Origin of the sequence: Nonomuraea pusilla (assembly GCF_900109355.1) — a bacterium.
Taxonomy (GTDB): Bacteria; Actinomycetota; Actinomycetes; order Streptosporangiales; family Streptosporangiaceae; genus Nonomuraea; species Nonomuraea pusilla.
In genome coordinates, this window is record NZ_FOBF01000006.1 from 20616 (window position 1) to 35619 (window position 15004).

The window sequence follows — 15004 nt, forward strand, 5'->3', positions numbered from 1 at the left end:
ACTCAACCGTCAAGCCGGTGCCCCGACCGCCGCCAGCCCGTCAGCCCCCCTTCCAGCGAACGGGCGTGGAACCCGTGCCCGGCCAGCAGCCGCACCGCCCGGGGCGAGACCGCGCAGTACGGCCCCCCGCAGTACGCCACGATCTCGGCGTCGCGCGGCAGCTCCGCCAGGCGGTCCTCCAGCTCGGCCAGCGGAACCGACACCGCGCCCGGGATGTGGCCCTCGGCGTACGCGGAGGCCGAGCGGACGTCCACCACCACCGTGCCGGGATCGGCCAGGCGGGCGGCCAGCTCGGCGGCCGTGACGCCCTCCGCCGCGCCCAGCCGGTCGCGCACCGCCGCCCGCAGGTCCGCCAGCCGCTCGTGGGCGAACCCCTGCAGCAGCCCCAGGAACCGCGACACCTGCTCATCGGCCAGCCGGTAGCGGACCCTGGTGCCGTCCTTCCTGGACGTCACCAGGTGGGCGGCGCGCAGCTGCTGGAGCTGGGCCGAGGTGTTCTTCAACGGCACCCCCGACGCCTCGGCCAGCTCCTCGACCGTGCGCTCGCCCTGGTCGAGGACGTCGAGCAGGCGCAGCCGCACCGGGCTGGCCAGAGCCTTGCCGATCCGGGCGAGCTGCTCGTAGACCGGCTCCTCCGCGAACCTGGGCATCACACCATGAACTGGTCGTGCCGGCGGTACAGCTCGGTCCACTCCTCCGGCGAGAGCTCCCGCCCCGCCGCCCGGACCTCCGCCAGCGTCTCGAAGTACTCCTCCCGGGGGGCTCCCGGCGTGAACAGGATGAGCATCGAGGCGGGCTCGGACGACTCGTTGCCGAAGGCGTGGATGCCGCCCTCGGGGACGTGCAGGAAGTCGCCCGGCACGCCGTCCACCCACCGCTTGCCGTCGTAGAGACGCACCGTGCCGGACAGCACGTAGAACGACTCGGTGAACGAGCGGTGGAAGTGCGGCGACGCGCCGCCCGTGCGGGGGCCCATCTCCCACCGGTACAGGCCGTACGCGCCGCCGGTGGAGCCGCCGGTGCCGAGGTAGTGGACCCGGGTGCCGCTCGGCATCGTCAGCTCGGGCGGGGTGGAGGCCGGGCGGAACGTGCCGGACGCCTCGCCGGTGTCGCCGAGATAGCGGGGCTGGGGGTAGGACATGCGCTTCTCCTCTCATATTCCAAGGTTCCTTAGAATAAGGGTTCTAGGAGCGCTCGGGAGGTCAGGGCCGGGGCGGGAGGGGCCGGCCATGGCACCAGGGCCGCCGTGGTGCGCGGCCCCGCATGCTGGCGCGGCCCCGCGTGCCGGCGCGGTCGCGCGCGGTCGCGCGCGGCCGCCTCGGTGGTCAGCGGGGCTGGGCGTGGCGTTCGGTGAAGGACAGGATGCGGCGCCAGGCGTCCTGGCAGGCGTCCTCCCACTCCGCGTACGAGCGGTCGAAGAACGAGTGCGGCGCCCCGTCGTAGACCACGGTCTCGTGCTCGGTGCCGACCCGGTCCAGCGCGGCCGTGAACGCGTCGAAGTCGTGCGGCGTCGAGACCCTGTCCGCCCCGCCGCGCAGCAGGAGCAGCGGCGCGCCAGGCCCGGACTCCGGCTCGCCGATGACGCGCAGCGCCCCGTAGAAGCCGACGCCGCCCGCCAGGCCGTTGCCCTCCATGGCCTGCCGCCACGACTGGGCCCCGCCGAAGCAGAAGCCCACGGTGAACACCGGGCCCCGCCCCGCCAGCGCCTCGGTCGCGGCCCGCGCGTCCAGCCTGACCTGGTCGTTGGTGACCTGCTTCAGGTGTCGCTGGTACTCGAAGTCGTCGCCCCGGTCGCCGAGTCCGGCCGTGCGGCCGAAGTAGTCGATGGCCAGCGCGTGGAAGCCGGCCTCGGCGAACCGGACCGCGAGATCGCGGTAGAACGGGTGCAGGCCGCGGACGTCGGGCAGGATCACGACCGCCCGGCCGTTCGGCTCGGCGGGCTCCGCGCGGTAGGCGAGGAACCGGTTGCCGTCGGCGGACGTCAGCACCGTCTGCTCGTGCGCGGCCACCGGGCCCCGTACCGGCGGGGCGGGCGGCCTGCTGTCAGTGGAGTGGCACATGACCCTCACCATGCCCCGAGGCCGGGGCCCCTACCCAGCCGGACGGGCGGCCCCGCCCGGAGTGCCGTCGTGACCGGCGGGCCGCGCCGGATCTTGCCGTACGGGCGCCTGGCTCAGAGGATCGGGGGTAGCCGCAGCACACCGTGGAAAGGAACCCGCATGCCGGACCAGCCTCTCGACCAGCCCGCCGGTCTCCCGGCCGGCCATCCGGGCCACCACCCCAACCTCGACCCGGAGTTGCGTGCCGCGCTCGAACGCATGCCACTGCCCGCCGTCGACCTGGCCTCGCTGACGTACGAGGAACTGGCCGCGCAGCGCGCCCAGATCAACGCGCTGATGGCGGAGGCAGCGCCGCCCGGCTCCCGGGTGGCCGTCGAGAACCGCCTCGTCCCCGGCCCCGAGGGGCAGCCGGACGTGCGCGTACGCGTCTACCACCCGGCGGACGCCGCGCCCGGCGCGCCCGGCCTGTACTGGATCCACGGCGGAGGCATGATCTTCGGCGCGCCGGAGGCCGACGACGCGCTCATGGTCGAGTACGCCGAGCGCCTCGGGGCCGTGGTGGTCTCGGTGGACTACCGGCTGGCGCCCGAGCACCCGCACCCGGCCCCCGTCGAGGACTGCTACGCCGGCCTGGCCTGGACCGCCAAGAACGCCGCCGAGCTGGGCATCGACCCGGCGCGGCTGGCCCTCGGCGGCATGAGCGCGGGAGGCGGGCTGGCCGCGGCCACCGCGCTGCTCGCCCGCGACAGGGGCGGCCCCGCCCTGGTGCTCCAGCTCCTCGTCTGCCCGATGCTGGACGACCGCAACACCACGCCGTCCAGCCACGCCTTCGCCGAGGCGATCGTCTGGGACAGGTCCGCCAACCTCTTCGGCTGGCGCGCGCTGCTCGGCGACGCGGCGGGCGGCGACGACGTCTCCCCGTACGCCGCGCCCGCCAGGGCCTGCGACCTCACCGGGCTGCCGCCCGCCTTCGTGGACGTGGGCGAGCTGGAGGTCTTCAGGGACGAGTGCGTGGACTACGCGCTGCGGCTCGCGCAGGCCGGGGTGTCCACGGAGTTCCACCTGTACCCGGGGGCGTTCCACGGCTCCGACATGTTCGTGCCGGAGGCGGCGCTGAGCAGGAGGTCCAGGGAGGCGAGGCTGTCGGCGCTCGAACGCGCCTACCGGACGTGACAGGGTTCCGGTCGCTCCTGACGTCCCCATGAACGCCGTCACGCCGATGCTGACGATCCCGACGGCGACAGGCGGCCGTGCCCGGCGTGAAACGGCCCTCTCTCAGGGCGAGCAGGAGGAGCATCCTGGACCGTATGCGACTGCCGTCACTTCCCAGCGCCTCTCGTGCTCGCCGTACAACTCGCTGGCGTCGTCGGCGGGCCGGGCGCCCGGTGCGGTTGATGCCCGTCAGTCTGGCCTTGGCCGTCGCCCTCGTCCTGGCGGCGTCGGCGGCGGTGGGCCTGATCGCTCTGGCGCTGTCCCAGCTCGGCGCGGTGAACCTGGCATCCGTCCGGCCCACCACGACCGAGGTGCTGGAGATCGTCAAGATCGCCCTGGCGGTGGTGGCCGGCGTCGGCGGTGTGGTCGCCCTGGTCGTGGCCTATCGCAAGCAACGGATCAGTGAGGCAGGGGAAAGCCGTGAGCAGGCCAAGCTGTTCAACGAGCGCTTCGCCACCGCCGCCGGCAGGCTCGGCGACGACTCGCCCGCGGTCCGCCTGGCCTCCGTACACGCGTTGGCCGCGCTTGCCGACGATTGGGAGGGAGGCCGGCAGATGTGCGTCGACGTGCTGTGCGCCTGTCTGCGGATGCCGTCGGCCCCTGAACCCGATGCCGTCGCCGATCCGGCCGCCCACACCTCCTGGCGGGGCATGCGCGAGGTCCGTTTGACCATCTGGCGTCTGATCGCCGCCCATCTCAAGGCCGATGCCTCCATCCCGTGGCACGGCGCCGACCTGGACTTCACGGGCGTCACCATCGATCACACCGTCAACTTCGCCGGTGCGGTCCTCCCCTCCGGCGTCGTACGGTTCAGCGGCGCGAAGTTCCTCGGCGGCCTGATCCGGTTCGATCAGGCGGAGTTCTCCGGCGGCTCGGTGTTGTTCGGGGGAGCCGAGTTCTCCGGCGGAGGCGTCTACTTCTACAGCGCGCGGTTCTGCGGCGGCATGGTCGGGTTCGACAGGGCGCGCTTCTCCGGGGGGACGGTCGGTTTCGGCAAGGCGGAGTTCTCCGCGGGCGTGGTCGGTTTCGGCGGGGCGAAGTTCTGCGGCGGCACTGTTCGGTTCGACGCCGTAGCGGACTGGTCGCATCCGCCCGCCGATCTACCCGCGAACGCCCCCGGTCTGGTGCTTCCCCCGTCGCCCGCGGCGCCGCTCCCGGACCCCGGGCCGCTGTCCGGCGCGGACATCGGCCCGCCGTGACGAAGGTCCTCACGATCCCCCTGCCCACAGGACCGGGGACCTGACGCCCGCCTGACGTTGACCGGCCCCTTGTGGGACGCCAGGCGGTGGGGTGTATTTATGGGGTTTGTCTGGTTATCGTGTCGGGCATCGGCGGTGACCGCAGGAGGCAGCGTGCCGATCTTCTTAGCCCGCCTGCTCGCCCGCATCGCGGCCCTCGGCACCTGGTGGACGCCCGTGATCGTCTTCACCCTGGTGTTCGCCACGAGCTGGCCGCTGATGGCGCTCGCCGAACCCGGCGGCAGCGCCGTCGTCCAGCCCGCCAACTACTGGTGGTACTTCGTCGTCACCGCCGCCACCGTCGGCTACGGCGACCTGTACCCGGAGTCGGCGGCCGGGCACGCCGTCGGCGCGTACGTCATCGTCGGCGGCATCGCCACACTCACCACGGTGTTCACCAGGCTCGCCGGCGCCATGGAGCGCGCCAGAGGACGAAGGATGCGAGGTGCCGTCACCGTGGACTCTTCCGGCCACATCGTGCTTCTCGGCTACACCCCTGGACGTACCGAGCAGATGGTGGAGGAACTACTCGCCGACGGCACCAGCCGGATCGTCCTGTGCGCCTGGGACGACGTCGCCACCCACCCCATGCCCGCGTACGGCGAGCAGGTGCTCGCGTTCGTGCGCGGCGACCTCACCGACGAGGCCGTGCAGCGCAGGGCCGGGGTGCACCGGGCGTCCAGCGTGCTCGTGGACGCGCGCGACGACAACGAGGCCCTCGCCGTCGCGCTCACCGCCGACCACGTGGCGCGGGGCGCCCACCTCGTCGTCGCGCTGCGCGACCTCGGAAGGGCCAGGCACCTGCGGTACGTCCGCGACTCGCTGCGCTGCGTCCAGTGGCACGGGACGCACCTCATCACCGAGGAGCTGAAGGATCCCGGGCTGACCGAGGTGTACACGGAGCTGATGACCCACGGGGGCGCGGAGACGTACTCGGTGCGGCTGCCGGACGCCTTGGGCCCGGTGGAGGCCGGCCACTGCCACGCCACGCTGGGGCGCCGCTTCGGCGCGACCCTCCTCGCCGCCCGGTCGGGCGACGCGCTGCTCGTGAACCCGGCGTGGGAGAGCGAGCTTCCCGCGGGGGCGGTGCTGTACTACGTCGGCGACCGCCGCCTCACACCCGAGGAGATCGGCGGCGCCCTCCGCCCCGGCCCCTGAGCCCACCCGGGAACTCGCCAGGCCACCGACGGGCGTCGTTCGCGCCGCGGCCCGGGAGACCGGGGCGGGGGGCGGGCGTCAGCGGCGTCGGGGCCGGGGAGACCGGGGCGGGCCGGTGGCAGGCGTGAGCGATGCCGGGGCGGGGAGATGGGGCGGGGTGGCGGCGGCCGTGAGCGGCGTCGCGGTCCCGGAGATCGGGCGGGGTGGTGGCGGGAGTCAGGCGCGGTGGTGTCCGGTGGAGGTGGCGAACGGCCGCCCTGCGGCGTCAGGCGCGCGGTGCCTGCGGCCGCGCAGCGGGGCGTCCTGCCGGAACGTCTCCGGACCGTGCGACCCGGAGGAACGGTGACGCCGCCCGCGCGGGCGCGGATCGGGCGTGAGCGCTCCCGCGCGACCGTCCGCGGGCTGCTCGTGCCTGCGCCGCCGCCCCCGGTAGGGGCGCGGGACGGGCGCGAAGGCGTCGAACGGGCTCTCCGCCTCGGGAATGACGATCGCCCCGAACGGCCCGGTCACCTCGACCGCCGTGGGCCCGGTGACGTCGGACGTCCCGCTCACCTCCACCGCCGTGGGCCCGGCGACGTCGGACGTCCCGCTCACCTCCACCGCAGAGGCCGGGACCAGGTGGGACGGATGGGACGATCCGGGGCTGCCGGGCCGCAGGTACGGCTCCACTGCCGGGTCGAACGGGCGTGTGGCGAGCGTCCGCCGCGGCCGCGCCGACCCGGGCGCCGGAGCAAGCTCGGGGAACGGCTCCAGCCCCCGCGAATCCGCGACGCGCCCCAGCCCGTCCGAACCGGGGAAGTACTCCAGTCCCGCCGGATCCGCGACGTGCGCCAGCCCGTCCGGACCTGGGAAGGACTCCAGCGCCGCTGGACCCCCGACGGGCTCCAGCCCCTCCGGGCGCGAGAACGGCTCTAGTCCTTCCCGGCCCGGGGAACCGGCCCCTGCCTCTGGGTGACCTGGTGAGCCGGGGGTGGCGGGAGTGCCGTGCGTCCCGGCAGGGCTGAGGTCGAGGGCGCGGACGGCACGCCTGTCCGTCCCGGCGGCGTCGGCCGGCAGGAGGGTGGGAGCCGCTCCACCGGTGACGGCCGCGTCGAGGGTGAGAGGGGCCGCCAGGGCGGGGGAGGCTCCAGGCGCGGTGTGAAGGAGCACGTCCGCATCGGCGGCGCTCCCGTGGGGCAGGGCGGTGAGCTGCGGGTTTCGGGCGGTGAGCTGCGGCTGGTCCCCGAGGGCGGGGCGACGGGTGCCGAGCTGCGGCTGGTCCGTGAGGGTCCGGCGACCGGCGGTGAGCTGCGGCTGGTCCGTGAGGGTCCGGCGACCGGTGGTGAGCTGCGGCTGGTCCGTGAGGGTCCGGCGACCGGTGGTGAGCTGCGGCTGGTCCGCGACGGCCAGGCGACGGGTGGTGGGTTGCGGCTGGTCCGTGACGGCCGGGCGACGGCGGCGGCGGTGCGTGGAGGGGCGGCCCGTGGTGGACGGGCGGCTGGGGGCAGGCGCGGCTGCGACACCGGCCATGGCCGTACGGAGGCGGCGCTGCCTCGACTTGGTCAGGGCGAGCACCGCGACGGCGGCGACCAGGGCGGAGCCGATCAGCGTCGGGGACCCGGCGGCAGGGAGCGGGCTGGAGGCGGAGGCGTCGGAGAGCAGGGGCTCGGCGGTGCCCGCCGTGGTGTCGGCGGTGGACGGCTTGGCGTGCTTGCCCTTCCTGGCGGCCGTGCCCGCTCCGGACGCCGCCTCCGAACCGGTTCCGGTTCCGGTTCCGGACGTCGCGTCGGAGGTGGTTCCGGGTGCCGTCCCGGAGGTCCCGCCGGGTGTCGCCCCGGAGGTTCCGCCGGGGGTTGTTCCTGATGCCGTTCCTGATGTCGTGCTCGATGCCGTGCCTGATGTCTTCCCGGATGTGGTCGGGTCGGTCCCGGGGCCCGACCAGGTGTGGCCGTCGCCCTGGCGGGCCGTCCCGCCCGGCTGACCCGCCGACGTCCCCGGCCCGGACGCCTGGGTTCCTGAGGAGCCGGGGGAGGCGTGCGTGCCCGTGGCCGTCGACGGGGAGCCCGCGCGGGGGAGGCCGGGGGCCAGCGGGGAGAGCGCGGGCCGGCCGGTCTCCACGTGCGGGATGAGGGAGCTGAGGGAGTCGCCGCGGCCGGGGTGTCCGGTGCCGGCCTTGGCTTGCACGGCCGCCTGCTCGTCGGCCCGCTTCTGCGCCGCCTCCCGGTCGAGGCGGGCCTTGATCCGTTCCGGGTAGCCGTAGCCGACGACCTTGCCGGTGTCGCGCTCCTTGCGCTTGGCGACACCGCCGTCGATGTTGCCCTCGATCGTGTAGATGGTGTCGCCTTCGACCCGGGTCACGATGCCGACGTGGTCGATCTTGTCGATGTCGCGGGAGCCGCTCCAGTCGAAGAAGACCAGGGCGCCGGGCTTGGGCGTGTGGCCCCACGCGCCCTGCGCCTTGAACCACTTGGCGTGCGCCACGGTCCAGGCGAACTGCCCGATCCACTCCTCGTACCCCAGCTTGTGGGCCGCCCAGGAGAGGTACATGTCGCACCAGGGGGCGCCGCTGTAGTCGGCGTCGAACTCGACGTTCTTGCCGTACCAGTCGCCGAACTTGGTGTACGCGCCGGTCTTCTCGGTGTATCCGAGCTGGCTCTCCAGCAGGTCGATGTACTTCTGAAGCTCTGGCGTCATGGGTGGTGCGGGGGAACCCTTCCGGGCAAGACCGGTTTCAGCACAGCTGTGATGAAACCGGTGGCCTGTAGTCTTCCGTGATGAGCGAGGCTACCTTGCCAAAAGTGCAGGCCAAGCCTCCGTCAAGGAATGGTCAAGGCAGATGGCGAGATGTCTCCGCAGGTCAGGCGGCGTGCGGGAAAGCCTGATTTAGCCGAAAAAACCTACGTTTAGGTGGTTTGGGTGCCTACGCCATGTGCCGGCATCCTGCTGCCCCCACCACGATGTCCCGGCGTCAGGGCCGCTTGAGGCGGACGGGGTCTCGGCCGGGGTGGCCTGGGGCGAAGCCGGAGCCGCTTGCGGGGACGTGGCGGGGGCGGCGGTCGTGGGCGGGGGGCAGGTGGGGGTGGTCAGCGGCGCCTCGCTCACCTGGGGGCCGTTGGCGGCGGCGGGTTCGGTCATGACGACGATCCCCGCGTACGCCACCGTCCCGCACGGCACGTCGCCAGGCTCGTACCGGACGTCGGCCGTGTACGCGGTGTCGCCGTGCAGCGTGAGTTCCTCGCGCCGCACCGTCGTGGCAGGGGCGTCGCCCTCCCTCCGCGTGTACGCCACCCGTACCCGCACCGGCCCCGGCCCGTCGGCCACGACGCGCACGGTCCCCGCCGATCCGCTCCACCGCAGGATGCCCGCCGAGCGCACGGCCGGGGGCGGCACGGCGCCGCCGCTTCCGGGCGGCGTCGAGGAGGGCCGCGGTGTGCCCGGGACGGGCGAGGTGGGGGAGGGGTGCGCGGGCCCGGTCGCGGAGGGGGACGCGCCGGGCCGCCGGGTCGGCGCCTCGGTGGCGTCCGGCCGCGATGGCGCGGTGTCCTGAGTGCCGGGCGGGCGTGCAGGGGCCGTGTCCCACGCCCCGGGCGGGCGTGCGGGAGCCGTGTCCCGCGTGCCGGGTGGGCGTGCCGGATCCGGGTCCTGCCTGCCGGGCGGGCGTGCGGAGGCGGTGTCCCGGCTGCCGGGCGGGCGGGCCCCGGCCTCGTCGCCCGTTCCCGGTTCGCGCTGGGAGGACGGTTCTGGCTGCGGCAGCAGGATCGTGCCCGGACCGGGCGGCAGCCGGCCGCCCGACGCGACGAGCGCGACGGCCGCCGCGACGACGGTCGCCGCGGCGATCCACAGGTGGGGCGGCAGCCGGGGCAGGGCCAGCACGCGCTCGCGGGTCCTGGCCGCGCGCCTGCCCGCGCCGGGCCCGTCCTGGCCGGTGGCGGCCAGGGGGAAGCGCAGGGCGAGCGCGGTGGCCTGCTCGGCGAGGTGCCTGCGCCCGCGTTTCTCCCAGTCCTCGCCGTAGCCGGCGGCGGCGTCCTCCTCCAGTTCGGCGGCGAACTCCTCGGCGGAGGCGTACCGGGAGGCGGGGTCCTTGGCCAGGCCGCGGCGCAGCAGGTCGCGCAGCGCGTCGGGGACCACCTCCAGCGGCACCGGTTCGGCCAGGTGCCCGTCACGCAGCGCGGGCAGGTCGTCCGCCCGGTACGGCGGCCGTCCCCGCACGGACTCGAACAGCACGCACGCCGCCGCGTAGAGGTCGGCGGGCGGGCCGGCGAGCCCCCGCGTCCACAGCTCGGGCGCCATGTACGGGGGGCTGCCCGCGGGCGCCCCCGGCTCCTCGGGGTGGACGGCCACGCCGAAGTCGGCCAGCTTGGCGGCGCCGTCGGCCTGGACGAGGAGGTTGCCCGGGGTCACGTCGCGGTGCGCGACCCCCTTGCCGTGGGCCGCGGCGAGGGCGAGCAGGGCGTCCTTGAGCAGCGCGAGCGCCGCCTCGGGGCTGGTGCGGCCGTGCTCGTCGAGGAGGGCGCGCAGCGGCACGCCGTCGACGAGTTCCATGACGACGGCGGCCCTGGAGCGCGTCTCGACGTACTCGTAGCACCTGACGACGCGCGGGTCGTCGATCTCGACGAGGGTGTGGGTGGCGGTCCTGAAGCGGTCCATGAACTCGGCGTCCCTGCGCAGGGTCGCGCTCAGGTACTTGATGGCGACGTACGCGCCGGTGGCCTGGTAGGTGGCGAGGAAGACGCGGCCGGTGCGGCCCGCGCCGAGCTGGCGAACTTCGCGGTAACCCGGGACCAAGTCCAACCCCCCAGTCGCAGCCGTCTCCGTGTTCGACGGTCTCACCCGGGGTTCGGGTTGTCACGACCACCGTGATTCGGACGAACCACGGCGAGTGGCCGTCCGGCCCCGCCCCGCCGGACGCCTCGGGCGCTGGGGCAGGGGCGCGCGGTCGTAGGGTGCTGGGCGTGACTGACACCGCCATCACCCAGGTTCCCGCCGAGGCCGCCCCTCAGGCCGTCACCATGCCGGGGCTCACCGTCGTGGACCACGCCTTCGAGGTCCCGCTCGACCACGCCGACCCCGCCGGGCGCGCCATCACCGTGTTCGCCAGGGAGATCCGCGACCCCGCCAGGAAGGCCGAGGACCTGCCGTGGATGCTCTTCCTCCAGGGCGGCCCCGGCGGCAAGTCGCCGCGCCTGACCGGCCCCGCCCACTGGGCGCACGTGCTGAAGACCCATCGCGTGCTGCTGCTCGACCAGCGCGGCACCGGGCGCAGCACCCCGGTGACCGCGCAGACGGCCGAGGGTTCCGACGCGGAGCTCGCCGCCTACCTGCGGCACTTCAGGGCCGACTCCATCGTGCGCGACTGCGAGGTCGTCCGGCGGTCGCTGGGGGTCGGGCAGTGGGAGACGTGGGGGCAGAGCTTCGGCGGGTTCGTCACCTACACGTATTTGTCGCTCGCGCCGGAGGCGCTCAGGGCGTGCTACGTCACCGGCGGCACGCCCGGGCTGGAGGCGACCGCCGACGAGGTCTACCGCCGCACGTACGAGCGGGTGGCCGCGAAGGTGGCCCGCTACTACCGCCGCTACCCGGCCGACCGCGACAAGGTGCGGCGCATTCAGGAGCACCTGGCCGGGCACGAGGTGACGCTGCCCGACGGCGACCGGCTCACGGTCGAGCGGTTCAAGTCGCTGGGCCTGCGGCTGGGCAGGGGCGACGGGATGGAGAGCCTGCACTGGCTGGTCGAGGAGGCGTGGGCGGGCGGCAGGCTCACCGACGAGTTCCTGTACACGGTCATGGCGGAGACCGGTTTCGTCGGCTCGCCGCTCTACGCCGTCCTGCACGAGGCGATCTACGCGCAGGGCGGCCCGACGGCGTGGGCGGCGCAGCGGACCCGTCCGGCCGCGTTCGACGCGCCCGACATGTTCACCGGAGAGATGATCTACCCGTGGATGTTCGACGACATCCGGGCGCTGCGCCCGTTCAAGGGCGCCGCGGAGCTGCTCGCCGCCGCGGACGACTGGCCGCCGCTCTACGACGCCGGGCGGCTGGCGGCGAACCGGGTGCCGGTCGCCGCCGTCGCCTACCACGACGACATGTACGTGGACCTCGGGCTGTCGCTGGAGACCGCCGAGCGGGTCGGCGGGGTGCGCCTGTGGGTGACGAACGAGTTCGAGCACGACGGGTACCGGGTCGCCCCCGACCGGGTGATCCCGAGGCTCATGCGCCTGGCGTCGGAGCCGCTGTAGCCTCGCGCAGCGGCAGCCGCACCTCGAACCAGGTGTCGCCGGGCACCGACCGCACCTTGATCTCGCCGCCGTGCCGTCCGGCCACGATCCGGTACGAGATGTCCAGCCCGAGCCCGGTGCCCTTGCCCACGCTCTTCGTGGTGAAGAACGGCTCGAAGATGCGTTCCTTGATGGCGTCGGGCACGCCGGGGCCGGTGTCGCCGATCTCGACGATGGCCTCGTCCTCGTCGTGGGCGGTGCGGATGGTCAGCGTGCCCTCCTCGCCCATGGCGTCCAGGGCGTTGTGGACGAGGTTCGTCCACACCTGGTTGAGCTCGCCGGCGTAGCAGGGGATGGGCGGCAGCGTCCGGTCGTAGTCGGTGACGATGCTGACGCCCGGCGGGATCTTGCCGCGGAAGATGGTGACGGTGCTGTCGAGGAGCTCGTGCACGTCCGACATCTGGAACGGCGCGCGGTCCATCTGGGAGTACTGCTTGGCCGAGCGGATGAGCGTGGTGATCCGCTCGGTCGCCTCGGTCACCTCGCTGAGCATCTGTGAGATCTCGACGGCCTCGGCCAGCCAGTGCAGGGCGGCGGGCGTGTGCTCCTCGCCCACCTTGCCGCGGATCTTCTCCAGGTCGCCGGTGGAGAACCCGGCGCCGACGAGGGCGGGGGCCAGCTCCCAGGCGTCGTCCACGCCGACCTCCTCCAGCGCCTCGCCCAGCTCGTCCTCGGCGTCGGAGATCTCCAGCGGCGAGCGCTGCTCCTTCCTGCCCAGGTTGGACGTGCAGGCCTCCTGCGCCTCGATGAGGGCGCGCAGCTTGTCCGGCGGGATGCCGTCCTCGGCGAGCTGGGCGAGCTGCACGCGCGAGCGCCTGATCAGGGAGCGCAGCTCGTCCACGGCCCGTACGGCGGCCGCGGCGGGGTTGTTGAGCTCGTGGGTGAGCCCGGCCGTGATCGTGCCGAGCGCGGCCAGGCGCTGGCGCCTGTCGATGATCTCCCGCTGCATCCTGCCGCCCGACAGCAGGCCGTCGAGCAGGTGCATGGCCATCGGGAACCATTCGGCCACGATGTAGGCGAACTTCCTGGCCGGCAGCATGAACATGCGGGACGGCGCGGTGGCGCGCAGCGTGTGCTGGTAGGTCTCGGGGGCGCGGTCGCCGAGGTAGGCGCTGGTGGCGCCGCCGTACACGCCGGGCTGCGAGGTGCGGGGCATGGCGACGGTCCCGGCGCTCACCGTCTCGCTGATCATCTGCACCTCGCCCTCGATGAGCACGGCGAAGCAGTCGGCCGGGTCGCCCTGGCGGACGATGTCCTCGTCCTGCCCGTACGTCCTGACCTCGCCGCTCGCGGCGAGCTTGGCGAGCTGCGCGTCGGTGAGCCGCTCGAACAGGAACAGTTTGCGCAGCTCGTCGATGTCGATGGTGGTGCCCGGTCCGGTGTCGGTGGTCATTGCTTCTCCAGGTAGCGGTGCACGAGCGCGACGGCCATCGCGCCCTCCCCGACGGCGGAGGCCACCCTCTTGATCGACTCGGCGCGCACGTCGCCCGCCGCGAACACGCCCGGGAGGTTCGTCTCCAGGAAGTACGGCTCGCGGCGCAGGGGCCAGTTGCGCGGCCGCCGCCCGCCCTGCACCAGGTCGGGCCCGGTCAGCACGAACCCCTTGGCGTCCCGCTCGACCGTGTCGCCCAGCCAGCCCGTGAACGGCTCCGCGCCGATGAACACGAACAGCCACTGCGCGTCCACCGCGCGCTCCTCGCCCTTGGTGGAGAGCGTCAGGCTCTCCAGGTGGCCGTCGCCGGCGCCGCCCACGACCTCCGTCTGGACGTGCACCTCGATGGAGGGGATCGCGGCGATCTGCTCGATGAGGTAGTGCGACATGGACTTCTCCAAACCGTCACCTCTCACCAACAGATGGACCTTGCTCGCGAATCCCGACAGGTAGACGGCGGCCTGCCCGGCCGAGTTGGCCGCGCCCACGACGTAGACCTCGCTGTCCTGGCAGGCGGGGGCCTCGGTGAGCGCGGCGCCGTAGAAGACGCCGCGGCCGACGAAGTCGTCCAGGCCGGGCGCGGTCAGGCGGCGGTAGCTGACGCCGGTCGCCAGGATGACGGCGTGCGCGGCGATCTCGGCGCCGTCGCTGAAGCCGATCACGCGGGCCTGGCCGCGCGGCTCCAGGCGGGTGACCTCGCGCGCGGTCAGCAGCTCGGCCCCGAACTTCAGCGCCTGCCTGCGCGCCCGCTCGGCGAGCTGCTGCCCGGAGACGCCGTCGGGGAAGCCGAGGTAGTTCTCGATCCTGGAGCTCTGGCCCGCCTGGCCGCCCGAGGCGTGCGCCTCGACCAGCACGGTGTTCAGGCCCTCCGACGCGCCGTACACGGCCGCGCCCAGCCCGGCGGGGCCGCCGCCGATCACGATCAGGTCGTAGAAGTCGGTGGCAGGGGTCGTGGACAGCCCGACCGCCGCGGCCAGCGTGGCCTGGTCGGGCGACTCCAGCGTCTCGCCGTCGGCGGTGACGACGAGCGGCAGGTGGCAGCCGTCGCCGGCGGCCTTGACGAGCTGCGCGCCCTCGGGGTCCTCGGCCAGCATCCACCGGTACGGGACGTGGTTGCGCGACAGGAAGTCGCGCACCTGGTACGACGGCGCCGACCAGCGGTCGCCCACGACGCGCAGCTCGGCCCGCTCGACCTTGTCGGTGCGCTGCCAGGCGTCGAGCTGGCCGTCGATCACCGGGTAGAACTTCTCCTCCGGCGGGTCCCACGGCTTGAGCAGGTAGTGGTCGAGGTCCACCACGTTGATCGCCTGGATGGCGGCGTCGGTGTCGGCGTACGCGGTCAGCAGCACCCTGCGCGCGTACGGGTACAGGTCCATGGCGGCCTCCAGGAACTGCACCCCGTTCATCTGCGGCATGCGGTAGTCGGCGAGGATCGCCGCGACCTCGTCGCCGCGCAGCCGCATCTCCTTGACCGCCTCGATGCCGTCGCGGGCCGTCTCGGCGCGGACGACCCGGTACTGCTGGCCGTACCGACGCCTCAGATCGCGGGCCACCGCCCGCGACACGCCCGGGTCGTCGTCGACCGTCACAATGACCGGCTTGTCCATTCCTCATGCCTCTCGCCCAGTTGGTCCTACCTTGCAGCATGTC

11 protein-coding genes are annotated in these 15004 nt (G+C 73.8%); 4 read left to right on the forward strand and 7 right to left on the reverse strand.

Annotated features, from left to right (window positions below):
- Window positions 1-2: 2 nt before the first annotated feature.
- The 3 genes from BMX74_RS14470 to BMX74_RS14480 all read right to left on the reverse strand — a co-directional run bounded on the left by BMX74_RS14470 (window position 3) and on the right by BMX74_RS14480 (window position 2060).
- Window positions 3-650 (reverse strand): ArsR/SmtB family transcription factor, encoded by a 648-nt coding sequence (locus tag BMX74_RS14470; RefSeq protein WP_055504116.1) that lies wholly within the window; start codon window positions 648-650, stop codon window positions 3-5.
- The gene (locus BMX74_RS14475) at window positions 650-1141 is read right to left on the reverse strand and encodes a cupin domain-containing protein (RefSeq protein WP_055503673.1); all 492 of its coding nucleotides are present in this window, start codon (window positions 1139-1141) and stop codon (window positions 650-652) included. The genes BMX74_RS14470 and BMX74_RS14475 overlap by 1 nt, the downstream gene beginning before the upstream one ends.
- Window positions 1142-1325: 184 nt before the next feature.
- Entirely contained in the window at window positions 1326-2060 is a 735-nt protein-coding gene (locus BMX74_RS14480; protein WP_055503672.1) for a dienelactone hydrolase family protein, read from the reverse strand.
- Between the two features lie 159 nt (window positions 2061-2219).
- On the opposite strand from BMX74_RS14480, the gene BMX74_RS14485 reads away from it, so the two are divergent.
- The 3 genes from BMX74_RS14485 (at window position 2220) to BMX74_RS14495 (ending at window position 5668) form a co-directional block, all read left to right on the forward strand.
- Window positions 2220-3233, forward strand: coding sequence for an alpha/beta hydrolase (locus BMX74_RS14485; protein WP_055503671.1), 1014 nt, complete (start codon window positions 2220-2222; stop codon window positions 3231-3233).
- A 239-nt stretch (window positions 3234-3472) separates the two neighbouring features.
- A complete protein-coding gene (locus tag BMX74_RS14490; protein WP_177227345.1) occupies window positions 3473-4471 on the forward strand; it encodes a hypothetical protein in 999 nt (332 codons plus the stop codon).
- Between the two features lie 153 nt (window positions 4472-4624).
- The gene (locus BMX74_RS14495) at window positions 4625-5668 is read left to right on the forward strand and encodes an ion channel (RefSeq protein WP_091100826.1); all 1044 of its coding nucleotides are present in this window, start codon (window positions 4625-4627) and stop codon (window positions 5666-5668) included.
- Between the two features lie 216 nt (window positions 5669-5884).
- Here the strand turns inward: BMX74_RS14495 and BMX74_RS46280 are convergent, their stop codons facing one another.
- The gene (locus BMX74_RS46280) at window positions 5885-8341 is read right to left on the reverse strand and encodes a CHAP domain-containing protein (protein WP_091100829.1); all 2457 of its coding nucleotides are present in this window, start codon (window positions 8339-8341) and stop codon (window positions 5885-5887) included.
- 189 nt (window positions 8342-8530) lie between these two features.
- Entirely contained in the window at window positions 8531-10438 is a 1908-nt protein-coding gene (locus tag BMX74_RS14505; protein ID WP_177227346.1) for a serine/threonine-protein kinase, read from the reverse strand.
- Between the two features lie 161 nt (window positions 10439-10599).
- On the opposite strand from BMX74_RS14505, the gene BMX74_RS14510 reads away from it, so the two are divergent.
- On the forward strand, window positions 10600-11883 hold the full coding sequence (locus BMX74_RS14510) for an alpha/beta fold hydrolase (protein ID WP_256256953.1): 1284 nt from the start codon (window positions 10600-10602) through the stop codon (window positions 11881-11883).
- Here BMX74_RS14510 and BMX74_RS14515 read toward each other — a convergent pair.
- A complete protein-coding gene (locus BMX74_RS14515; protein WP_055503666.1) occupies window positions 11855-13315 on the reverse strand; it encodes an ATP-binding protein in 1461 nt (486 codons plus the stop codon). The genes BMX74_RS14510 and BMX74_RS14515 overlap by 29 nt on opposite strands.
- Window positions 13312-14961, reverse strand: coding sequence for an NAD(P)/FAD-dependent oxidoreductase (locus BMX74_RS14520; protein ID WP_091100835.1), 1650 nt, complete (start codon window positions 14959-14961; stop codon window positions 13312-13314). Before BMX74_RS14520 ends, BMX74_RS14515 begins: the two co-directional genes overlap by 4 nt.
- Window positions 14962-15004: the final 43 nt, after the last annotated feature.

Excerpts from the sequence above, each read along its gene's own strand:
- BMX74_RS14470 (WP_055504116.1), bottom strand. The coding sequence starts at position 650 with ATGCCCAGGTTCGCGGAGGAGCCGGTCTACGAGCAGCTCGCCCGGATC.
- BMX74_RS14475 (WP_055503673.1), bottom strand. The coding sequence starts at position 1,141 with ATGTCCTACCCCCAGCCCCGCTATCTCGGCGACACCGGCGAGGCGTCC.
- BMX74_RS14480 (WP_055503672.1), bottom strand. The coding sequence starts at position 2,060 with ATGTGCCACTCCACTGACAGCAGGCCGCCCGCCCCGCCGGTACGGGGC.
- BMX74_RS14485 (WP_055503671.1), top strand. The coding sequence starts at position 2,220 with ATGCCGGACCAGCCTCTCGACCAGCCCGCCGGTCTCCCGGCCGGCCAT.
- BMX74_RS46280 (WP_091100829.1), bottom strand. The coding sequence starts at position 8,341 with ATGACGCCAGAGCTTCAGAAGTACATCGACCTGCTGGAGAGCCAGCTC.
- BMX74_RS14515 (WP_055503666.1), bottom strand. The coding sequence starts at position 13,315 with ATGACCACCGACACCGGACCGGGCACCACCATCGACATCGACGAGCTG.
- BMX74_RS14520 (WP_091100835.1), bottom strand. The coding sequence starts at position 14,961 with ATGGACAAGCCGGTCATTGTGACGGTCGACGACGACCCGGGCGTGTCG.